At 65.1% G+C, this 21,602-nt stretch carries 21 protein-coding genes; 14 read left to right on the top strand and 7 right to left on the bottom strand.

Annotation, left to right across the window (positions count from 1 at the left end; translation table 11 throughout):
* Window positions 1-28 precede the first annotated feature (28 nt).
* The 6 genes from AB7Z56_RS39805 to AB7Z56_RS39780 all read right to left on the bottom strand — a co-directional run bounded on the left by AB7Z56_RS39805 (window position 29) and on the right by AB7Z56_RS39780 (window position 7,656).
* Window positions 29-514: a peroxiredoxin gene (locus AB7Z56_RS39805; RefSeq protein ID WP_007597501.1), complete on the bottom strand. Its 486-nt coding sequence runs from the start codon at window positions 512-514 to the stop codon at window positions 29-31.
* Window positions 515-610: 96 nt separating this feature from the next.
* Window positions 611-1,165, bottom strand: a complete 555-nt coding sequence (locus tag AB7Z56_RS39800; RefSeq protein ID WP_063985847.1) for a DUF924 family protein — start codon at window positions 1,163-1,165, stop codon at window positions 611-613.
* 30 nt (window positions 1,166-1,195) lie between these two features.
* Entirely contained in the window at window positions 1,196-2,881 is a 1,686-nt protein-coding gene (locus tag AB7Z56_RS39795; protein ID WP_063985846.1) for a long-chain fatty acid--CoA ligase, read from the bottom strand.
* A 191-nt stretch (window positions 2,882-3,072) separates the two neighbouring features.
* Complete coding sequence (locus AB7Z56_RS39790) at window positions 3,073-4,542, bottom strand: D-alanyl-D-alanine carboxypeptidase family protein (RefSeq protein WP_063985845.1); 1,470 nt, start codon at window positions 4,540-4,542, stop codon at window positions 3,073-3,075.
* 176 nt (window positions 4,543-4,718) lie between these two features.
* Window positions 4,719-6,515 (bottom strand): glucan ABC transporter ATP-binding protein/ permease, encoded by a 1,797-nt coding sequence (locus tag AB7Z56_RS39785; RefSeq protein WP_063985844.1) that lies wholly within the window; start codon window positions 6,513-6,515, stop codon window positions 4,719-4,721.
* Window positions 6,516-6,606: 91 nt separating this feature from the next.
* Window positions 6,607-7,656 (bottom strand): ABC transporter substrate-binding protein, encoded by a 1,050-nt coding sequence (locus tag AB7Z56_RS39780; RefSeq protein ID WP_063985843.1) that lies wholly within the window; start codon window positions 7,654-7,656, stop codon window positions 6,607-6,609.
* Window positions 7,657-7,883: 227 nt separating this feature from the next.
* Between AB7Z56_RS39780 and AB7Z56_RS39775 the strand changes: the two genes are divergently transcribed.
* From AB7Z56_RS39775 to AB7Z56_RS39745, 7 genes are all read left to right on the top strand, one after another.
* The gene (locus AB7Z56_RS39775; protein WP_063985842.1) at window positions 7,884-8,261 is read left to right on the top strand and encodes a hypothetical protein; all 378 of its coding nucleotides are present in this window, start codon (window positions 7,884-7,886) and stop codon (window positions 8,259-8,261) included.
* 148 nt (window positions 8,262-8,409) lie between these two features.
* On the top strand, window positions 8,410-8,814 hold the full coding sequence (hisE, locus tag AB7Z56_RS39770; protein ID WP_028147364.1) for a phosphoribosyl-ATP diphosphatase: 405 nt from the start codon (window positions 8,410-8,412) through the stop codon (window positions 8,812-8,814).
* Window positions 8,815-8,948: 134 nt separating this feature from the next.
* Window positions 8,949-9,551, top strand: coding sequence for a YqaA family protein (locus tag AB7Z56_RS39765; RefSeq protein ID WP_081369120.1), 603 nt, complete (start codon window positions 8,949-8,951; stop codon window positions 9,549-9,551).
* A 122-nt stretch (window positions 9,552-9,673) separates the two neighbouring features.
* Window positions 9,674-10,213: a hypothetical protein gene (locus tag AB7Z56_RS39760; protein WP_063985840.1), complete on the top strand. Its 540-nt coding sequence runs from the start codon at window positions 9,674-9,676 to the stop codon at window positions 10,211-10,213.
* Between the two features lie 27 nt (window positions 10,214-10,240).
* Entirely contained in the window at window positions 10,241-11,641 is a 1,401-nt protein-coding gene (locus AB7Z56_RS39755; RefSeq protein ID WP_014491544.1) for an aspartate ammonia-lyase, read from the top strand.
* Between the two features lie 155 nt (window positions 11,642-11,796).
* Window positions 11,797-12,765, top strand: a complete 969-nt coding sequence (locus AB7Z56_RS39750; RefSeq protein ID WP_014491545.1) for an NAD(P)H-dependent flavin oxidoreductase — start codon at window positions 11,797-11,799, stop codon at window positions 12,763-12,765.
* Between the two features lie 149 nt (window positions 12,766-12,914).
* Entirely contained in the window at window positions 12,915-13,688 is a 774-nt protein-coding gene (locus tag AB7Z56_RS39745) for a thioesterase family protein (protein ID WP_063985839.1), read from the top strand.
* A gap of 421 nt (window positions 13,689-14,109) precedes the next feature.
* On the opposite strand, the gene AB7Z56_RS39740 is transcribed toward AB7Z56_RS39745, so the two are convergent.
* Window positions 14,110-15,672 carry an AMP-binding protein gene (locus AB7Z56_RS39740; RefSeq protein WP_231143672.1) on the bottom strand — a complete coding sequence of 521 codons (1,563 nt, stop codon included), beginning with the start codon at window positions 15,670-15,672 and terminating at the stop codon, window positions 14,110-14,112.
* A 108-nt stretch (window positions 15,673-15,780) separates the two neighbouring features.
* Between AB7Z56_RS39740 and AB7Z56_RS39735 the strand changes: the two genes are divergently transcribed.
* The 7 genes from AB7Z56_RS39735 to AB7Z56_RS39705 all read left to right on the top strand — a co-directional run bounded on the left by AB7Z56_RS39735 (window position 15,781) and on the right by AB7Z56_RS39705 (window position 21,492).
* Entirely contained in the window at window positions 15,781-16,746 is a 966-nt protein-coding gene (locus AB7Z56_RS39735; protein WP_063985837.1) for an NAD(P)H-dependent flavin oxidoreductase, read from the top strand.
* 168 nt (window positions 16,747-16,914) lie between these two features.
* A complete protein-coding gene (locus tag AB7Z56_RS39730; protein ID WP_028147356.1) occupies window positions 16,915-17,163 on the top strand; it encodes a hypothetical protein in 249 nt (82 codons plus the stop codon).
* A 130-nt stretch (window positions 17,164-17,293) separates the two neighbouring features.
* The gene (locus AB7Z56_RS39725; RefSeq protein WP_063986734.1) at window positions 17,294-18,001 is read left to right on the top strand and encodes a hypothetical protein; all 708 of its coding nucleotides are present in this window, start codon (window positions 17,294-17,296) and stop codon (window positions 17,999-18,001) included.
* Window positions 18,002-18,088: 87 nt separating this feature from the next.
* Complete coding sequence (locus AB7Z56_RS39720) at window positions 18,089-18,772, top strand: hypothetical protein (protein ID WP_231143671.1); 684 nt, start codon at window positions 18,089-18,091, stop codon at window positions 18,770-18,772.
* Window positions 18,773-18,902: 130 nt separating this feature from the next.
* Complete coding sequence (locus AB7Z56_RS39715; RefSeq protein ID WP_063985836.1) at window positions 18,903-19,124, top strand: hypothetical protein; 222 nt, start codon at window positions 18,903-18,905, stop codon at window positions 19,122-19,124.
* An 8-nt stretch (window positions 19,125-19,132) separates the two neighbouring features.
* The gene (locus tag AB7Z56_RS39710; RefSeq protein ID WP_063985835.1) at window positions 19,133-19,600 is read left to right on the top strand and encodes a hypothetical protein; all 468 of its coding nucleotides are present in this window, start codon (window positions 19,133-19,135) and stop codon (window positions 19,598-19,600) included.
* A 2-nt stretch (window positions 19,601-19,602) separates the two neighbouring features.
* Window positions 19,603-21,492 carry a hypothetical protein gene (locus tag AB7Z56_RS39705; RefSeq protein WP_063985834.1) on the top strand — a complete coding sequence of 630 codons (1,890 nt, stop codon included), beginning with the start codon at window positions 19,603-19,605 and terminating at the stop codon, window positions 21,490-21,492.
* Window positions 21,493-21,602 lie beyond the last annotated feature (110 nt).

The raw sequence follows: 21,602 nt of genomic DNA, 5'->3' as shown, positions 1-21,602 counted from the left end.
TCATTTGTGGTTGAGAGCGTTGGCCGCCTTACAGCTGCCCCAGCAGCGTATCGCCGCCGGAAACCTCGACTTTGCCGGGCATCGCTTCGAGGTTCAGCTTCTTCACCACGCCGTCCTCGACCAGCATCGAATAGCGCTTGGAGCGGATGCCGAGGCCGTTGCCGGAGGCGTCCAGCTCCATGCCGATCGCCTTGGCGAAGTCGGCGTTGCCGTCGGCGAGGAAGATGGCCTCGTCGCGCTGGTCGGTATCGCGCTTCCAGGCGTTCATGACGAAAGCGTCGTTGACGGAGACGATGGCGATGGTGTCGACGCCCTTGTCCTTCATGGCATAGGCGTTGAGGAAGATGCTCGGCAGATGCATCTTGTGGCAGGTGCCGGTGTAGGCGCCGGGCACCGCGAACAGCGCCACTTTCTTGCCCTTGAAGATGTCGTCGGTGGTCTTCACCTGCGGACCTTCGGCCGTCATCACGCGGAATTTCGCCTCGGGCAGCTTGTCGCCAGTCTGGATCGCCATCGTCAGTCTCCCTGAAAATCGATCCCGCTTTTTAGACCGTGCGGCGGCGCTGCACAACATTGGCGGCGAGGGTCGCGGTCCTTCACCGTTCTGTCATCAGCCGGCAAAGCCGCCGCCGTCGAGGAAGGCCTGTTCTTCCTCGGTGGTGGCGCGGTCGAGGAGGCGGTTGCGGTGGGGAAAACGGCCGAACCGCTGGATGATGTCGGCGTGCTCCCGCGCGTATTTCAGGTTCTCGGCATTGTCGGTGTTCTGAAACAGCGCGACGCAATGCAACTGGTCGGGCAGGTGCTCGGAATGCATGAAGGGCAAATAGAGGAATTCGAGCAGGATGGGGTCGATCCTGCCGTCGACGCCCCGATCGATTGCGCGGCGGGCGACGTCGCGCGCCAGCGCGTCGCTGGCAAAGGCTTCCGGCGTGCCGCGAAACATGTTGCGGGGAAACTGGTCGAGCGCGATGACGAGCGCGAGCGCGCCGTCGTCGCTTTCTTCCCAGGAGGCCAGCTCGCCGGCGGTCGCCCGCTTCCATAGCGGAAGAAAGCGACGCCCGACCTCCGCGTCGAAAGCGTCGCTGCGCTTGTACCAGCGCTCGCGGCCGGCCTCGCGCCAGAAGGCGAGAATGCCTGATGGCGTGATGTCGCCGACGTCAGTCATGAACCCAAGAGTCATGAACCAAGGCGCGGCCTACGCCGCCTCCGCCTTCTTCTCGTCGCGGAGCTGCCGGCGCAGGATCTTGCCGACATTGGTCTTCGGCAGGTCGGTGCGGAATTCGATGTGCTTGGGCACCTTGTAGCCGGTGAGCTGGCCCTGGCAGAACTTGATCACGGCTTCCGCGGTGAGGTTGGGATCCTTCTTCACCACGAACGCCTTCACCGCCTCGCCCGACTTGGAATCGGGGATGCCGATCACGGCGCATTCGAGCACGCCCGGATTGCTCGCGATCACTTCCTCGATCTCGTTCGGATAGACGTTGAAGCCCGAGACCAGGATCATGTCCTTCTTGCGGTCGACGATCTTGGTGTAGCCCTTCTCGTCCATCACGCCGATGTCGCCGGTGCGGAAATAGCCGTCGGCGGTCATCACCTTGTCGGTCTCTTCCGGCCTGTTCCAGTAGCCCGACATCACCTGCGGGCCCTTGGCGCAGATCTCGCCGGGCTGGCCGAGCGGGACTTCGTTGCCGTCGTCGTCGCGGATCGAGATCCAGGTCGAAGGCACGGGGATGCCGATCGATCCCGAGAACTCGGTCGTGGTCGCGGGATTGCAGGTCAGCGTCGGCGAGGTCTCCGACAGGCCGTAGCCTTCGGCGATGAAGCAGCCGGTCACCGCCTTCCACTGCTCGGCGACGGGGCGCTGCACCGCCATGCCGCCGCCGTTCGAGATCTTCAGCTTGGAGAAGTCGAGCTTCTTGAAGTCGGGATGGTGCATCAAGCCGTTGTAGAGCGTGTTCACGGCCGGGAAGCTGTTGACCTGGTACTTCGCCAGCTCCTTGACGAAGCCCGCGATGTCGCGCGGATTGGGGATCAGCAGATTGCAGCCGCCGGCACGCACCGCGAGCAGGTAGCAGGCCGTCAGCGCGAAGATGTGATAGAGCGGCAGCGCGCAGACGATCATGAGCTGATCGACATGCGGAGGTGCAGCGAGCGCCGGCTGGAGCCAGGCGTCGTTCTGCAGCACGTTGGCGACGATGTTGCGGTGGAGCAGGGTGGCACCCTTGGAGACGCCGGTGGTGCCGCCGGTATATTGCAGGAAGGCGACGTCGCCCGGCGACAGCTTCGGCTTGTTGAACGTCAGGCCGCGGCCGGCCGATATCGCGTCGTTGAAGGACACCGCGCCCGGCAGCGACCAGGCCGGCACCATCTTCTTGACGCGGCGGACGACGAGGTTGACGATCACGCCCTTGAAGCCGAGCAGGTCGCCCATGCTGCCGACGATGACATGCTTGACTTGCGTCTTCGCGATCACCTGCTCGACCGTGTGGGCAAAATTCTCCAGCACGATGATGGCTTCGGCGCCGGAATCCTTGAGCTGATGCTCGAGCTCGCGCGGCGTGTAGAGCGGGTTGACGTTGACCACCGCGAAACCGGCGCGCAGCACGGCAGCGGTCGCGACCGGATATTGCAGCACGTTCGGCATCATGATCGCGACGCGGGCGCCACGTTGCAGGCCACGGCCCTGTAAATAGGAGGCGAGCGCCAACGACATCTGGTCGAGGTCGCGATAGCTGATCGCCTTGTCCATGCAAATGAATGCCTTGCGGTCGGCGAACTTGGCGAAGCTCTCCTCCAGAAGGTCGACCAGCGATGCGTATTGGGTCGGCTCGATATCAGCAGGCACGCCGGGCGGATATTGCTTGAGCCAGATGCGCTCCATGGAAAACTCCCCTCAATTTACCAGAGCCCGTTGTGTCTCGGGCTTGCCTCATTGCGGCCAGTATCGAGCCTGCCGGAACGGGTGGCAAGCCGGTCGAGGCTTAGGACAAAGGTCAGGGAGTGGCTACTGGAATTGTCGCAAGCCGCTCTGCCGCAGGTGCGAAGCGCGGGCGCGGCTTGCGGTGGGTGCCGTTAGCTGTTGTTGGCCGGCTTGGCGGCGGGCTTGGTCGCCGCCTTGGGCTTGGCGGGCTTGGCCGCCTGATCGCCGCTTGCCGCAGGCTTCTCGGCGGGTTTCGCCGCCGCACCGTGCTTGGCCGCGGCATGCTTGGTCCCGGCCGGCTTCGCCGCGGACTTGGTATCGCTTTTGGCGTCAGGCTTGGCGGCATCCGGCTTTGCCGCCGCCGTCTTGGCATCCTTCGGCTTGTCGGCTGGCTTGTCGGCCGCATCAGGCTTCCTGGCGACGCGCGACTTCTTGCCACGCGGCTTTGGCGTGGCCTGCTGGTCGGCATCGGCCGCGACCGCCGCGATCAGGGCGCTGCCGGTGCGGGTCGGGCCGGTATAGACCAGCACGGGCTCGGCCGCAGCGGGGGCGGAGGCCATCAGCTCGGAGGCCTTCATCAGGGGCGGCTGAAGGCCCGCGGTGAAGAAGGTGACCTGGGCTTCGCCGCCGGTGGCGGAGGCCGATCCGGACGTGCCGCCATTGGCGGCGATCAGTGCGTCGTCATCATCGCTGGCCGGCCGCTTGCGATGACCGCCGCACATGTCCTCGCGCAGGTTCGGCGGCGAAGCGTCGACCGGCACGAGCTTGTCGACGGTGCCGAGCGAGGGGCGGAGCCAGGTGAGATTGTCCTGGCTGAAGCCGCGTTCGAGCAGCTGCGCGGCCTTCACCGCACGCGCAGTGCCGGAGTTGGCGCCGAGCACGACGGCGATCAGCCGTCGGCCGTTGCGCGTGGCCGACGCCACGAGATTGTAGCCGGAGGCGCAGATGAAGCCGGTCTTGAAACCGTCGGCCCCGGGGTAGCGGCCGATCAGCTTGTTGAAATTGCCGGTGACGCGCTTGCCGAAGCGGATTGCCGGGATGTGCACGAAATATTCGTATTCCGGCAGGTCGCGCAGGAACGAGCGCGCGAGAATGCCGAGGTCGCGCGCGGACGTGATCTGGCCGTCGGCGGGCAGGCCGTTCGGATTGACGTAGCTCGTCTGCGTCATGCCGAGCTTCTGCGCGGTGTCGTTCATCATCGCCGAGAAGCCGTCGATTGAGCCGCCGACGCCTTCGGCAAGCACCACGGCCATGTCGTTCGCTGACTTCACCATCATCATCTTCAGCGCGTTGTCGACGGTGAGCTGCGTTCCCGGACGGAACCCCATCTTCGACGGCGATTGCGAAGCCGCCGTCGGCGACACCGTGATCAGCGTGTCGAGCGTGAGCCTGCCGTCCTTCACCGCCTTCAGCGTCACGTAGGCCGTCATGATTTTGGTGACGGAGGCCGGATACCACGGGATGGTCGCGTTCTCGGCCTGCAGCACCTTGCCGCTGTCGGCTTCGATCAGCAGCAGTGCTTCGGCGCTGGCCGTGCGCGGCGCAAGCAGCACCGCGGATGCGAGGGCCGCAGCGAACAGGTTGAACAGGGACTTGCGAAGCAGCGGGCGAAGGGCGTGCACTATCCGATTCCGGTCCTTGGAGACCCGCCGGTTCCGGTCGGCTCTCGTGATCTGATGTTCGGTTCTGAAATCCGGCGCCGCCGCTTGCGGCGTCGCAAACCTATACCGGCTCGTGCGTCGAGAATAGGGGTTTCGGCCGGGTATTCCGTGATGAAATAGGCCGAATTTCGACGATGCTATGGGGACTTGACCGCAGTCGCCGCAGCCTCAGCGGCCGTCACGCTGGCCCGTGCATTTTCCTGAACCATGAATTGGGCCCTGGCGAGTTCGGCAAAATGGCCGCCTTTGGCCACGAGTTCATCGAAAGTTCCGCTTTCGATCACGCGGCCGTTCTCGAACACCAGGATCCGCGTGGCATTGCGGATGGTGGAGAGACGGTGGGCGATCACGAACGTGGTGCGTCCCTTCATCACTTCGTCGAGAGCGGCGTTCACCTTGGCCTCGGTGACGGCGTCGAGCGCGGAGGTCGCCTCGTCCAGGATCAGGATCGGCGGATCCTTCAGCAGCGCGCGGGCGATCGACAGCCGCTGGCGCTCGCCGCCGGAGAGCATGCGGCCGCGCTCGCCGGCATTGGTCTCGAAGCCGCCGCTGCGCTCGATGAATTCGAGCGCCTGCGCGCGCTCCGCTGCCTTGCGCATCTCGGCTTCGGTCGCATCCGGCTTGCCGACGTGCAAATTCTCCGCGATCGAGCGGTTGAACAGCAGCGCCTCCTGGAACACCACGCCGATGTTCCGGCGCAGCGAGGTCAGCGTCACGCCGCGGACGTCCATGCCGTCGATCCTGATGAAGCCCGACTGCGGATCGAAGGCGCGATGCAGAAGCGCGATCGCAGTCGACTTGCCGGCGCCGGTCGCGCCGACCAGCGCGATGGTCTGGCCCGGCAGCGCGGTGAAGGAGAGGTCCTCGACCGCCGGCCGCTTGCCATCATAGGAGAAGGTGACGTCGTTGAATTCGACGAGGCCGGAGAGCCGCCCGGCATCGATCGCGTCGGGCCGGTCGTGCACCGTGGGCACGGCGTCGAGCACGTTGAAGAACTCGCGCAGCCGCGGGGCTTCCATGAACACGTTGTTGATGAAGCTCACGACCTGCTCGAGCTTCTGGATCAGCAGCGTCGCGAAGCTCACGAACATCACGATCTCGCCGACGGAGGTGAGCCCCTGGTCGTGTAGCGCGATGCCGAGCGCGAAGATCGCGAGCACCGTGATCGTCGTGGAGGCGCGCGTGATGACGGTGACGAGCGCCCACCACGACAGCACCGGCATCTGCGCGGCCAGCAGCTCGTCGGCGACGGAGCGCAGTCCCTTCACCTCGGATTCGACGCGCACGAAGCTCTGCACCAGCGCGACGTTGCCGAGCGCGTCGGAGGCGCGCGCGGAGAGCTCGCTATATTGCTCCTCGACCGCCATCTGCATGCCGAAGGTCTTGCGCACGACGAAGGTGGTCAGCACGGTGAAGACGATGCAGAGCACGAACAGCAGGATCGCGAGCCGCCAGTTCAGGTAGAGCGACAGCGGCAGCAGCACCACGACCGACAGGATCGCGGCAAAGTGCTCGCGAAAGAAGCCGAGCCACAATCGCCACAGCGCATCGGTGCCGTTGAGCATCACCTTCATCAGCCGGCCCGAATGGGTGCCTGAGTGGAAGGTCAGCGGCAGTTGCAAAATGTGCTCGAAATAGTCGGTCAGCACCGCCTGGCGCTGGCGGTGCGAGAGCCGGTCGGCCTGCAGCGCCACGATCGCGCTGCAGCCGATGGTGAACAGCCCGAACGCCACCCAGGCCAGCAGGAACGGCCAAGCCGAGTTTGATCCGGCGACCGCCTTGCCGGAGAGCACGTCGACGATCCGGCCGAACAGCACGGGTTCCGCGAACTGCGAGGCGGCGAGCAGCAGATTGGCGAACGCCAGCAGCCAGCCCAGCCGCGCCTCCTTGCCGAGCAGCTCGAGAACGCGGGTGTAGAGGCTGAAAATGGACATGCGGGCGAGGAACTCAGGCGGATCGAACGAGGTGAGCCCATATTCTAATCAGGGATCGCCCGCGAGATACAGCGGAAGCTGCTGGTTTTGCTCAGTTGATCAGCCGTCCCGCGACCGGCGGCAGGAACCGGTCGTCGAAGATATCGCCGGCCGCCGGCCGTTTGCGGAATTTGAAATCCTGCGCGATCTGGTCGATCGAGCGGTCCAGGCGCGCCGGGTCGATGCCGCCGAGGCCGTTGCGCTTGACCTCGTCGGTCAGGATGTTGTCGATGAGCACGCTGCGAAGGCGTTCCCGCTCGAGGTCGCGGTCGCCGTCGTCGATCCGGCTCGTGGCTTCGTCCGCCGCACGGGCCGGCTCTTTGATGGTCGCGTTGACGCCGGCGATCAATGCGCGGACGAATCCCTTCACGGCGTCGGGCTTCGCGGCGGCGAAAGCGGGGTTGGCCACCACGGCGAAGCCGTAGGCCTCGCAGCCATAGTCGGCATAGCGGAGTACCACGAGATCGCCACCGGGCACGCCGCGGTCGCGCAGGTTCACCGCCGAGAGATAGCTGAAGCCGGCGACGGCATCGACCTGGCCCGCGGAGAGGAGCGGCTCGCGGACCGCGGCGCTGATCTTGTGGAATTTCACTTGCGACGCGTTGATGCCGTTCTGCTGCGCCAGCGCCGGCCACAGCCGCATCGACAGATCGCCGTCGGCGACGCCGACGGTCTTGCCGTCGAGGTCGGGTAGCAAGTGAATGCCGCGGCTCCTGCGCGCGACGATCGCGTAAGGCGCGCGATTGAACAACACGAACACGGCTTTGATCGGCGCGGCATCGTCCTTGTCGCGAAAGCGGATCAGCTCGTTGATGTCGACGAGCGCGAGCTCGCTGTCGCCCTTGGCGACGCGCGCGAGCGCCTCCGGCGATCCGGCTGAGCTCTTGAAGGACACGTTGAGACGCTCGGTGCCGAAATTGCCGTCCTTCGCGGCGAGGAAGAACGGCGCCATGCTCGCATCGACGGGACGATCGAATGTGAAGTGGATCGCAGTGGACGGCGCAGCAGTCTCGGCCGCGCTGACGTCGCGCGCAGCCAGCGCGGCAAGCGAGATTGCAATGGCCAGCAGGCCGCGAAGGGCGATCGTCTTGAATGCAAACATCAGGCGCGCCGGTCCCGCATTGTTGTGGTTTCGTGACGCTCGCAGCGCCGGCCAGTGACGAGCCTGCGCGCGCCAACATGAACGGCGGATGAGCGGGGGTTGCGTGATCATGACGCAACCCCGTTCAGCTTCTGTTGGGGTTCGGGAACCCAACATGGGCTGCGGGTGTTTGAAGGACATGAGCCTGTCGTCAGGCACCATTCGAGGTCCCAAGGAGGGTCCAGGACATGTTTGACCGATTTTCGAGATTTGCCGGCCGCAAGGCCGTCTTTGCCACCGCCGCGGTGCTGGCGCTGACCGCGGTCGCCCCGACCGCCTCATACGCAGGCGGCCGCCACTGGCATGGCGGTGGTGGCGGCGTAGCGGCTGCTGCGGCCATCGCCGGCATCGTCGGCACCGGCCTTGCGATCGCTGCGACCCGTGACGCCTACGCTTATGATTACGGTCCGGGTCCGGGTTATGGCTATTACGGCGGCCCTGCCTATTACAGTGGCCCCGCCTACGGTCCCTACTACGGCCCGGGCCCGAACTACCAATATCAGCGCTATGGCGGCACGGCTCCGTCGGAGCTCTGTGGCCAGGGCTACATGCAGAACTGCTACTAGCCTTGGCTACCAAGTCCTTGGCTACCAAGTCCCTGGCTACCAAGTCTTGACCACAACGGGCCGTCGCGCTTGCCGCGGCGGCCTGTTTTTCGCTTTTAACCCTGCGCGTTAACGCGCTCGCCATTGGTTTAGGGTAGTTTTGAGTACCATGAGTGATTCGCTTGAGCGGCTATATCTGGCTGTGCTCGCGGCCAAGGATCTTGATCCGGCAACATCGCGTACCGCCCGGCTGTTTCAGCGTGGGCCATCCAAAATGGCGAAGAAACTGGCCGAAGAAGCCATTGAGGTCGTCATCGACGCGGTCAATGGCGATAGCGAGGCCGTGATCCGGGAAAGCGCCGACCTGCTCTACAATCTCACGGTGCTCTGGGCCTCGGCCGGCGTGCGCCCGGAGGATGTTTGGCGCGAGATGGCGCGGCGGGAAGACATGCTCGGCATTGCCGAGAAGCTGCCGAAGTCGCCGATGAAGCTGCCCAAAGTCGCGTCACCGCGCGTTGCCGCCAGGCGGCCAATTGTCGCGCTGGAAGGGCGCGTCTCGCGCAAGCGCCACTAAAGGCGCGGTGAAACCGGCGCCAAGCGTCATCGCGCTTTAGGTTGTTGTTTGGGCGCGATCTTTCGGAAAACCGCGACACACTGTTCCAGATCACGCCAAATCGTCACAAAACTCGCGATGGACAAATCCGTCCCATGGTGCTTCATCGCGGCGCCATGCTGAAACGTATCTACGACTGGTGCATCGACGCCGCCCACAAGCCCTACGCGCTCTGGATCATGGGAGCCGTGGCTTTCGCAGAAAGCTCCTTCTTTCCGGTCCCGCCGGATGTGATGCTGATCCCGATGTCGCTGGCGCGCCCGCAGCGCGCCTGGCTCTATGCCGCGGTCTGCACCGCGACCTCGGTGGTGGGCGGTCTTCTGGGCTACGCCATCGGTGCGCTGCTGTTTGACTCGGTCGGCCATTGGCTGATCCAGGTCTATGGCCTCGGCGATAAGGTCGATGCCTTCCGCGCCTCCTATGCGGAGTGGGGCGCGGTGATCATCCTGCTCAAGGGCCTGACGCCGATCCCCTACAAGCTCGTCACCATCACCTCGGGCTTTGCCGGTTACAATATCGGCCTGTTCATCCTGTGCTCGATCGTCGCGCGCGGCGGCCGTTTCTTCATCGTCGCGATCCTGCTCAACCGCTATGGCGACTGGATCCGCGTCAGGATCGAGAAGCATCTCGGTCTCTGGGTGGCGCTCGGCGCCGCCGTGCTGGTGCTCGGCTTCGTCGTTGCGGTCAAGCTGATCTAGGGAATGATCCGGACCCGAAGGGCCGCCTCAGCGCAACGTGTGAAGCCGTTCTCCGCAAAGATCATGTTCGCTCAATAACCCCGCGCTTTGCCGCCTCGCCGGGTTCGGCTACGGTTGCCGTCATGATGGTTCGATCCGGCAATCCGGTCCTCCGACCGGGGACGCTGATATTTGCAGTGCTTTCGCTCCTGCTCGGTGCCGGCGGCACCGGCTGGCCGCAATCCGCGCCGCCGGCGCTCGGCTTGCAGGAGCAGGGACCGCAGACCGCGCCGCCGCCCTCGACATCAGCTCCTTCGTCGCCGCCGGCGCGCGAGGAAAATCCCGGGCTGATCAACGAAATGGGCAAGCTGTTCGACAAGCTGCCCTCGATCCTGCCGCCGATCAAAAGCCCGAGCGAGACCATGAACGACCTGTCGCGGCTGGCGACGCCGTCGGCCATGGTGTCGGGGCGCATGGCCTGCCCCGCCTCGTCGAATGGCGCGCCCGACTGCAAGCAGGCCGCCGACCAGCTCTGCCAGAGCAAGGGCTACAAGGAAGGCAAGAGCCTGAACGCCGATTCCGCGGAAAAATGCTCGGCCAAGGTTCTGATCCCGGGCCGGCAACGCAAACCGGATGACTGCCGCACCGATACCTTCGTCACCAGCGCGCTGTGCCAGAACTGAGGACGTAGCGCCAGCAAAGGAGCGCCCATGAGCCGCACGGAGCAGGACTTCCTCGGACAGCGCGAGATCGCCGACGACATCTACTACGGCGTCCAGACCATCCGCGGGAAGGAGAACTTCCACATCACCGGCATTCCGATGAACCAGGAGCCTTACTTCGTGAAGGCGCTCGGTTACGTCAAGAAGGCTGCCGCGATGGCCAACCGCGACCTCGGTGCGGTCGACGCGAAAGTTGCGGACGCGATCATCCAGGGCTGCGACCGCGTCATCGCCGGCGACATGATGGATCAATTCGTTACCGATTTCATCCAGGGCGGCGCCGGCACCTCCACCAACATGAACGCCAACGAGGTGATCGCCAATCTCGCGCTGGAATCGCTCGGCTTCAGCAAGGGCGACTACCAGCACGTCAGCCCGAACGACCATGTCAATTACGGCCAGTCGACCAACGACACCTATCCGACCGCGTTCCGGCTGGCACTGATCCTGCGGCTCGAGAGCTACATGACGGCGCTGCGCCAGCTCCAGGAGGCCTTCTTCACCAAGGGCCGCGAGTTCGAGCGCGTGCTGAAGATGGGGCGCACGCATCTTCAGGACGCCGTGCCGATGTCGCTCGGCGCCGAATTCCGCGGTTGGGGCACCACGATCGGCGAGGAGGTCGACCGCATCTCCGAGGCGCGCGCGCTGCTGCGCGAGATCAATCTCGGCGCCACCGCGATCGGCACCTCCGTCACCGCGGCTGTCGGCTATCCAAAACTTGCGGTCCGGCATTTGAGTGCGCTGACCGGCGTCGACTTCATCCTTGCCGGCGATCTCGTCGAGGCGACCTCGGACACCGGCGCCTATGTGCAGCTCTCCGGCGTGCTCAAGCGCACGGCGAGCAAGCTGACGAAAATCTGCAACGACATCCGCCTGCTGGCCTCGGGCCCGCGCGCCGGCTTCAACGAGATCAACCTGCCGCAGCTCCAGCCGGGCTCCTCGATCATGCCGGGCAAGGTCAACCCTGTCATCCCCGAGGTGGTCAACCAGACCAGCTTCCTCGTCATCGGCCTCGATACCACGGTGACGCTCGCCGCTTCCGCCGGCCAGCTTCAGCTCAACGTGATGGAGCCGGTGATCTCGTTCGCGCTGTTCTTCTCGATCCGCACCATGGAGCGCGCGGTCAACAGCCTGCGCGAGAATTGCGTTGTCGGCATCACCGCCAACGAAGAGCACACCCGCAACATGGTGCTGAACTCGTTGGGTATCGTTACGGTGCTGAAACCGCTGCTCGGCTACAAGCAATGCGCGGAGATCGCGCGCGAGGGCTACAAGAGCGGCAAGTCGCTGCACCAGATCGTGGTGGTCGAGCGCAAGCTGCTGACGCAGGAGAAATGGGACGAGATGTTCTCGTTCGAGCGGCTGATCAATCCGGATCTGATTGGGTGATGCCGCCCGCATTTGCGTAGCGAATTCCGCATGTTGGAATTGCGGTAACGGCATCCGCCACGGCGTCAAAACGCAATACTTGACAGTGGAAAGATTGCCTTGTTGGTATGGCCTCCAGCTTTCGATTTGCTCGCCACCAAAGGATCGTTTCGCCTATGTCCATGCCTGCCTTGTTCAAGGGGCGCCTGTCGATCCCCGTGATCGGTTCGCCGCTCTTCATCATCTCGGTGCCCGATCTCGTAATCGCGCAGTGCAAGGCCGGCGTGGTCGGCTCGTTTCCGTCGCTGAACGCGCGGCCGCCGGAGCTGCTCGACGAATGGCTGGCGCGGATCACCGAAGAGCTCGCGGCCTATGACCGTGCCCATCCCGACAAGCCGTCGGCGCCGTTTGCGGTGAACCAGATCGTGCACAAGTCGAACAACCGGCTCGATCACGACATGCAGCTCTGCGCCAAGTACAAGGTGCCGATGATCATCTCGTCGCTCGGCGCGCGCGAGGAGCTCAATCAAGCGGTGCACGGCTGGGGCGGCATCGTCTTCCACGACGTGATCAACCAGAAGTTCGCCCACAAGGCGATCGAGAAGGGCGCCGATGGCCTGATCCTGGTTGCGGCCGGCGCCGGCGGCCACGCCGGCACCATCTCGCCGCTGGCCTTCGTTGCAGAAACGCGAAAATGGTTCGACGGCCCGATCGCACTGTCGGGTGCCATCGGCAACGGCAAGGCGATCCGCGCCGCGCGCATCCTCGGCGCAGACTTCGCCTATATCGGCTCGGCCTTCATTGCGACCAAGGAAGCCAACGCGGTCGAGAAATACAAGGAGATGATCGCGGGTTCGACGGCCGACGACATCGTCTACTCCAACCTCTTCACCGGCGTGCACGGCAACTATCTGAAACCGTCGATCCTCGCGGCCGGCATGGATCCGGAAAACCTGCCGACGTCCGATCCGTCCAAGATGAACTTCGGCACGGATGCCTCCGGCGAGCGTGCCAAGCCGAAAGCCTGGAAGGAGATCTGGGGTTCGGGCCAAGGCATCGGCAGCGTCGACGGCATCATCCCCGCCGCCGATCTGATTGCGCGCTTCAAGAAGGAATATGACGAGGCGATCGACCCGCCGCTCTAACCGCTCTCGTGTCCCGGACGCGCTGCAGCGTGCAACGCTGCTGCGCGGAGCCGGGACCCATCGCTGCAGCAGATGGACCCCGGCTCTGCAGCGCGCCGCTTACGCGCTGCACTGCGTCCGGGGAACGCCAGCCGAGATATCGTGCAAACATGACCGCCATTTACCGCGTCGACGGCAACAACGTCGTCACCAGCCCCAATGCTGCCGGTCCGTGGGACCGGCGCATGCAGCACGGCTCGGCGCCGTCTGCGCTGGTGACGTGGGCGGCGGAACGCATTCCGACGCCGGTGCCGATGAATGTTGCGCGCGTCACCATCGACTTGATGCGCCCGGTGCCGGTGGCGCCGCTCACGATCGAGAGCGAGGTTTTGCGCGAGGGGCGCAAGATCCAGCTCTGCGAGATCAAGTTGTTCGCCGACGGTGTTCAGGTCGTCGGTGCCACCGTGCTCAAGATCAAGCGGCAATCACAGCCGTTGCCGGACGACGTCAAGGAGTTGCCGGTCACGCTGCCGTCGCCCGAGGACTCGCTGGTCGAGGACGGCCATGGCGCGACCAGTCCGTTCGCAGGCATGGTCTCGATGCGCGCCGCGCGCGGCCGCTTCGGCCAGGCCGGGGCCGGCGCGATCTGGTTTCGCCTCGACCACCCGCTGGTCGAAGGCCAAGCGGTCTCGCAGGCGATGCGCGCCGTGGTCGCCGCCGACTTTTCCAACGGCACCGCCTCGACGCTCGACTTCCGTGCCTGGACCTACATCAATGCCGACCTCACCGTGAACCTATCGCGCCAGCCGGTCGGCGAGTGGATCTTGCTCGACGGCGAATCCTGGATCGGTCCCGACGGCGCCGGCCTCGCGATGTCGCGGCTCGCGGATCGTCACGGCTATTTCGGCCGGGCGGTGCAGAGTCTGGTGATCGAAAAGCGGTAAGCGTGTCGGCAAGCGCCGTGATCGCTCCTTGCGCCGATGGAACGGCAGACTTCCGCCGCCGCGGAAGGGATGCCCTGGTCGCGAACCTCTTCTTGTCCGGAGGTCTCTGTTCGACGCCAGCGTCCTGCCAGTTCAGCTGCCGTAGACGATCTTGATCTCCCACAGCAGGACGATGATAGCCGTGATCAACGTGATCGCGGCCAACGCACTTTCCAAGGAAGCGACTCTCATTTGATACTCCGCTTCCCAGCCCCGTCAGCGGTCTAGTTGATTCGTTGATTCGCCCGCAATTGCGCGGACGGCGTGCCTGAAAAGTCCCTTCCGAGCTGTTGTTCGCGGGTCACAGCGACCCGTAGAACCCCGGGGTCCGGCCGCGGGAATACGTGCGGTGCTGCCTGCTACAAGTTGCAGATCGGGATGACTACCCCACCAACCGGTCCCGTCCGCTCCAGAAGCCTGCGCGCAGCACCTTCTTGTCGACCTTGCCGACGCCGGTCATCGGCAGCTGCTTGACGAACTGGATCTGCTTCGGTGCATGTGCCGAGCCTTTTCGCGTCCTCACCAGATTGATCAGCTCGTCCGGATCGGGCTGTGCCCCCTCACGCGGCACGACGATGGCGGTGACGGCTTCGCCCCATTTCTCGTCGGGAATGCCGACGACCGCGACCATCGCGACATCCGCATGCTGCGACAGCACGTCCTCGACCTCGCGCGGGAAAATGTTGAAGCCGCCGGAGACGATCATGTCCTTCTTGCGGTCGAGGATGAACATGTAGCCGCGCTCGTCCTTGCGCGCGACGTCGCCGGTGTGGACCCAGCCATTCTTCAGCGTCTCGGCTGTGATGTCGGGCCGCTTCCAGTATTCGGCCATGGCATGCGGCGCGCGCACGCAGATCTCGCCGGCTTCGCCCGTCTTCACTTCCTGGTCGTTGTCGTCCAGGATCCTGACCTCGCAGGCCGAGATCGGGAAACCGCAGGACAGGAACAACTCCGGCGTTTTTGGATCATGATCCGCCTTGCGCAGCACCGAAATCGGATAGCATTCGGTCTGCCCGTAAAGCTGCGAGAACACCGGCCCGATGCGTTCGATGCCCTCGACCAGCCGGCTCGGCGACATCGCGGATGCGCCATAGAGCACGAGCTCCAGTGAGGACAGATCGGTCTTGCTTAAGGCGGGATGATCGAGCAGCACATAGATCATGGTCGGCACGAACAGCGTAAAATTGATGCGCTCGCGCGCGATCGTTGCCAGCACCGCCTCGGGATCGAAGCCTTTCAGCATGTGCACGGTGCCCCCGCGCATCAGCGTCGGCACGACTTTCGTGCCGGCGACATGGCTGATCGGGGCAACCGCGAGATAGTGCGGGGTGTCCGGGATCTCGAAGTCGGCGAGGATCGCGGCAGCACCCCCGGCGTTCTCGCGGTGATAGCGCAGTGCGCCCTTGGATTTTCCGGTCGTGCCACCGGTGTAATTCAGCGTTGAGAGATCGTCGGGGCCGGCGAAGCAATGCGCGCTGGCATGGCCTTCGATCTCGATCGCCTGCAGGAGGTCGACGCCATAGTCGGCCGGTCCCGTGGTGAAGACTGCCTTCAGCCGGCTCGCACTCGCGGCAAGCTCGCCGCCGCGATCGCGGAAGGTGGCGGCATCGACCACCAGCATCTCGGCCTCGGAATCCTCGAGCTGGAAGAGCTGGTCTGCCCTCGATCCCAGCGGATGCAGCCAGGTGACGCAGAGCCTGGATAATTGCGCGGCGACACCGGCGCACCAGGTGTCGGCACGGTTCGCGGTGAGGAACGCGACGCGCGCGCCGGGCTGCAAGCCCAGCCGCATGAACACGGCCTGGATGCGTCCGATCAGGTCGATGGTGCCCTGATAGCTCAGCGATCCACCGGGCCAGGCGAAAGCGGTGCGGCCGGGATAGCGCGACAGTGCCCGCAGCGTCTGCGCGCAAGTCGGGGACGATGCGTGGAGCGGATCGGACATATGTTTCCCCGTTGTTTTGTCATCGGCTTTTGACGTGCCAATGTTTGTGCGCAACGCTAGCACAGAGAATGCGGGATGGAACGACAAAGCCCGTGCAAGGAGGCGTGAGTGACATCCGATCGACTGCAACACTTCCGTGATCGTCTCGCTCTGCCTCTGATCGCGGCGCCGATGTTTCTGGTGTCGGGCGTCGAACTCATGGTCGCGGCCTGTCGCAATGGCGTGATCGGCAGCTTCCCCACCGTGAATTGCCGCGGCACGGAACAGCTCGAGGCGTGGCTCACCGAGATCGAAACGCGACTGCGGCAACACGAAGATCACACAGGTCGCAAGGCCGCGCCGCTTTGCCCGAACCTGATCGTGCATCGCTCCAACGCGCGGCTTGAGCAGGATCTCGCGGTGCTGCTGCGACACAAGCCGGAGATCGTCATCACCTCTGTTGGGTCGCCCGCGCCGGTGTTGAAGCCGCTGCACGATGCCGGCGCGCTGGTGCTGGCGGACGTGGCCTCGATCCGCCACGCCCAGCGCGCGGCGGAAGCCGGCGCCGACGGGCTGGTGCTGCTCACCGCGGGCGCCGGCGGGCAGACCGGCTGGCTCAATCCGTTCGCGTTCGTCCGCGCGGTGCGCGCATTCTTTGACGGCATCATCGTGCTCGCCGGAGGCATCAGCGACGGCCGCGCGCTGCATGCGGCTGGAGTCCTCGGCTGCGATCTCGGCTACATGGGCACGAAATTCATCGCGACGCGCGAGAGCATGGCGGACGAGCGCCACAAGGAGATGCTGGTCGACAGCAGCGCCGACGACATCTTGCTGACCACCGCGTTCACGGGGTTGCAGACCAGCATGCTGAAGCCGTCGATCGTGGCTGCGGGCCTCGATCCCGACGATCTGCCGGCGCGTGGCGCGATCGACATCGGCAAGGACATTGACGTCGACGCGCGCGAAAACCGCCCGAAACGCTGGCGCGATATCTGGAGCGGGGGGCACGCGACATCGGGCGTGACCGGCGTGATGGCGGTCGACGATCTCGTGGCGCGGACCCTCGCCGAATATCGCGATGCGGGCGGGCGGTAGGCGGCGTCCTTCCCCTCGCCCCGCTTGCGGGGGAGGGAGAGGAGGGGCCGTCGGCCCCGATCACAGTTAATCGAGCGCTCCCCCGCGGCCCCGTACTTAACGGCAGATTAACCAACGCCCGCCAAGAATCCCCTCACGGCCGCCAATCAGGACCGAGAGGGACAGGCGATGGACTTCGATTTTCTCAATAGCAAGACAGCCGCGACGCTGGACGAAATCCGGGTCCGCGTGGCCCATGCTCTGGCCCGTCATCCGCTGTGCCGCAACGTGCGCTTCGACATCCTCAGCGTCCCCCGCACCCGCCGGGGCGGCAACTGGACGGTGACGCTGCAATCGGTCGAGCCGCGCGCGGTCTGGGAGGCCTCCGAGATCGTCGCCGACATCCAGGATGCCTACGACCTGGCGCTAGCTGCCTGATTTTCTTGAGATTTCGGGCATGTCGCCGCAGTCCGCGCGATTGCCGTTACGATGGCACGGTTAAGCCTTATTTACCGCCCAGTTTCCGGGCACCCATCACGTGGACTTGAAGCTGGGCCTGGAGAGACGTTTGTCCAAAGCCATCACCATCGTCGTGCTGACCTGTTTCCTCGTCCTCGGCGCCGCCACCACCGCCATCCTTGGCCGTGACAGCGTGCCCAGCGTCAGCGCAGAGATGATCACGCAGGCTCCGCCGCCCAAGCAGCTTTCGACAAATCGCGCCGCCAAGGCCGACCGCCTGGTCCCGACGCTGGCATTGGCCTCGGCCGCGATCGATCCGGTCCAGGTCCCCGCCGACAAGCTTTCGCAGGCGCCGGTGCTGACCGAGCCGCTGCGCCAGGCGTTTGCCGCCGCAACGCCCGCCGATTTCCCGATGCCCAAGGCGAGTGTGCATGAAGCGCCTGCTGCCGCAGAGGCTCCGGTCGAAGCTCCGGCCAAGCCGAAGGTCGCCGCCAAGCCGCAGCCGCAGAAAAGCTATTCGCTGCTGTCCGACGTACAGATCGCGGGCATCAGGGATCGCCTGAAACTGTCGTCGTCGCAGGAATATTACTGGCCCTCGGTCGAGACCGCGCTGCGCAATGTCGTCCGCAAGATCTCTGCGAACAAGCTCTCCAATCCGAACGCGCCGGGCGTGCCGATCGATCCGAACTGCGACGAGGTCCAGCAGTTGAAGTCGGCCGCAATGCCGCTGCTGTTCCAGTTGCGCGAGGATCAGAAGGAAGAAGTGCGCAAGCTCGCCCGCATCATCGGGCTTGAAAAAGTCGCGCAGCAGATCTGACGCGCAAGTTCCTCCGGGAACTGCGCCCCGCATCGGGAACATCCGGCAATCGGCAAGCGTTGCCCGCTCCAAAGAGGGAGTGGATCAATGCGCGCCTCGACAGCTTATTTCGTCGGTGCCGGAACGATCGTTGCCGCCATCGCCATTGGTCTCGGTGGCGGCATCGTCGCCGGCAATATCATGAATCCGGTCGCGCCCAAGCAGGGGCCGGACACGAGCAAGATGTCGCAGCGCGCTGAAGCCGCCAAACCAGCGACGACGGACGCTCCGTCCGAGCGCTTGCAATATCTCACCGGCTCGCAAGCCTTCGGCGCCATGATCGCCGCGCCGGCACAGGCCGAAGCCAAATCCGAACCCGCAAAGCCCGACAGGCAGGCAAGTCAAGCGAACGCCGAGCCGCCAGCGCCGCAGCCTTCCCAGGCGGCCGCGGCCGAGCCGCCCAAGCCGGCACCGGCATCGCCTCCGCAAGTCGCAAAGCCTGCCGAGCAGCAGGCATCGACAGAGCAGCCATCCTCACCCGACAACGCCTATGCCAAGGCCAGGGATTCCGATGTGAAGCGCGCCGCGTCCGAACGGCGCCGCACGGAGCGCCGCGAGCGCTGGGCCGAGCGCCGGCACTACGATCCCCGCGAGCCGCGCGGCATGCGCGACCGCACCGATTGGGATGACGTCGCGCGCAACATCCGCGAAGATTCCGACGCGCGCGATGTCGCGAGCCGGCCGCGCGGCGGCTTGCCGCAGATCAGGCTGTTCGGGTCTGACGACGATTAGCGCCCATCCTCGCCGTCGTGCACGCGATCGTGAGCGACGGTTCGTTCTGCGGACGTGCTTGTCTCGAATTTCAACTTCCAGACGATCTCCGTTCAATGCATGATTGGCGTCGCTAGCCAAAGGCCGCGTCATGGGCGTAGCGCTGTTAGCTTGGGGTCGCTTCTTCGCGCCGTACCGCGAAGGCGTCACCGTGCCGACGCCGGTTGATAGAGCCGGCATTGCCTGGCTGCTCCACTTTCTCGCGCGACACGCGCGGAATCGCGGCTTCACCGCGCTGCAATGGCCCTCGAAGGCGGACGACGGGGCGGCCTTCTCGACTGACCTCACTTATTTCGCATTGCAAACCTTTTAGAGGTTTCCATGTCGATACATCTGTTGTGGACGTCCGCGGACAGTCTCATCGTGGCCTTTGCGCTCGCACTCATCGTTCCGCAACCGCATGTGCTGCCGCTCATTCTGATGTTCGGCGCTTGCGATGCGCTGGGTTCCGCGCTCGGCGTCACGATGCCGGTCGCGGGCGGGCTCGCAGCGATCCTGTTGATCGCGTGCGGCGCATCGCTGGTCGTGCGCCACCCCATCGCGCAACGTCTTTTGAATGCGCCGGGCTGGTTCTATGTGCTGCCACCGCTGCTGGCGATCGACAATCTCGTGTCGCGCACGCCTGATGCGCCGGCCGTTGCCGCACTGTCGAGCGCGATCATGGCCGGGCTCGGCTTTGCCTGCGGAGCCGCCGTGTCGAGCGGGTGGCGCGCAGGCTTGCGCGACGTACGACCGCTTGCGGCGGCTTGCCTGATTGCGGCCGGAAGCCTCCTCGCCTACGGAGCCTGACCATGGTCGCCTCCGTCACGACCCGCAGCTACGACCGTGCCCGTACCGGTGCGAACAATTCCGAGACGGTGCTGACGGCGACCGCCGTCCGCAGCAGGGGCATCGTCAAACTCTTCAGCCTTCCGATTCCCGACGATCCCAGGCTCGAGGCGCAGCCGCTGGCGGTCGGCGGCGTGCACACGGCCGACGGCAAGACCCGCGACCTGATCTTGCAGGCCAGCATGGGCAATTGGGTTTATGCATTCGACGCTGTGACCGGTGAGAAGATCTGGGCGACCAACTTGGGGCGTCCCATCGTCGGAACGAGGGTGATCGACGGCCACATGACCAACGTCCATTGGGGCATTCTCTCGACCCCGGTGATCGACGAGGGGGCGAGCATTCTCTATGCCTGCGCCTGGATCAGCGACGACGGCAGCGTCGCCAAGGGGCAGCATTTCCTCGCGGCGCTGCGGATCCGCGACGGCTCGAAGGTGCACGGGCTGCTGAACCTGGAGGGCGCGGTCTACACGCCGCCGAACGGCCTGCCGGTGCAGAAATTCGTCTCGGCCCAGCGCAAGCAGCGCAGCGCCCTGACGCTGACGCGGAACCACGTGCTGATTCCCTTCGGCACGATCGCCGAGACGTCGAAGACGGCGCGCGGCTGGCTGCTCGCGGTCGACGTCCATGCCTGGCGGCTCGCTGCGTCGTGGTGCTCCACCGTCACCGGCTCCGGCGGCGGGCTGTGGCAGAGCGGGGCCGGCCCGGCCCTCGCTCCCGACGGTTCAATCTACGTCATCACCGGCAACGGAGCGTTCTCGCCGCAGCATGGCGATTTCGGCGAGAGCATCGTGCGGCTCGCCTTGCACACCGGAAGCCATGCGCATTTCGAGGTCATGTCGTGGTGGGCGCCATGGACCGACGCCAACCGGGTCGGCGCGGCCGCGGACGCAGCAGCCGCCGACGACGACAATGACGAACTGGCGTTGCCGTCGAATGTTTCCCTGCCCTCTGTGATCGCGCATGCAAGGCGCATGGGAATGACGCTGAAGCCTCGGTATGCGCGCGAGATGCCGCATGTCGCGGTCACCTCGGGTCGCAGTGCAACCGATGCGCAGATCGCGCCGGTCGTGGCGCATCACATGGAGGCGATGAACGAGTCGATGTGGGGCGACCAGGATTTCGGTTCCGGCGGTCCGGTCTACGTCGCCTCCGCCCATGCCATTCTGGCCGCGGGCAAGGACGGCATCCTCTACACCGGCAATGCCAATGCGCTCGGCAAGACGCAGCCGGGCGAACTTGCGGCCGGCCATTTCGCGGCGAACTACAACAGGCTTCTCATGCCACCGATCCTGTACACGTATTTCGATCCCGCCGTGCCGCCGGCACCGGCGTCACCGATGGAGCTGAACGTGTTTCCCGGCGGCGCGACGCGGCATCTGCATGGCACGCCGCTGCTGTTCCAGTCCGCCACCCACGGCACCATGCATTTCGTCGGCGGCGAGAACAGCGCCTTGCGGGCCTGGTCGATTGCGGCCGACGGGAGAACGACCTATCTCGCCGGGGGCAACGAGATCGCCTCGCCGCAATCGCCGCGTCCGCCGGGCGGCATGCCTGGCTGGAGCATCACGCTTGCCGCCAACAACGGCACCGATGGCATCATCGTGGCGATGGTGCCCTATCAGGACAGCAACATGATTCTCAGTCCGGGCCGCTTCCTGGTCTACGACGCGCAGAATTTCGCCACCAATCCGGATGGCTCCAAACGGCTCCAGGTGATCTGGGACAGCGAGGACTGGGGCCCGGAGCACGCCTTCATGCATCCCAAGTTCAACCGTCCGATCGTCTGGAAAGGCCGCATCTATCGCCCGACCTATGACGGCCGCATCGACGTCTATGGCCTGACGAATTAGCTGCTGTCCCCCTCCCTTCTTCGCGGGAGAGGGTGGCTCGCGGTAGAGAGTCTCTGCTCTGGGTGCGTCGAGGCAGCTCTCATCCGCCTTGCCATTGGCAAGGCACCTTC

Origin of the sequence: Bradyrhizobium sp. 482_C4_N1_8, from assembly GCF_052075965.1 — a bacterium.
In the GTDB taxonomy this organism is placed as follows: Bacteria; Pseudomonadota; Alphaproteobacteria; order Rhizobiales; family Xanthobacteraceae; genus Bradyrhizobium; species Bradyrhizobium barranii.
Note: the sequence above shows the minus strand (reverse complement) of the source record. Positions and strands in the feature narration are given on the sequence as shown.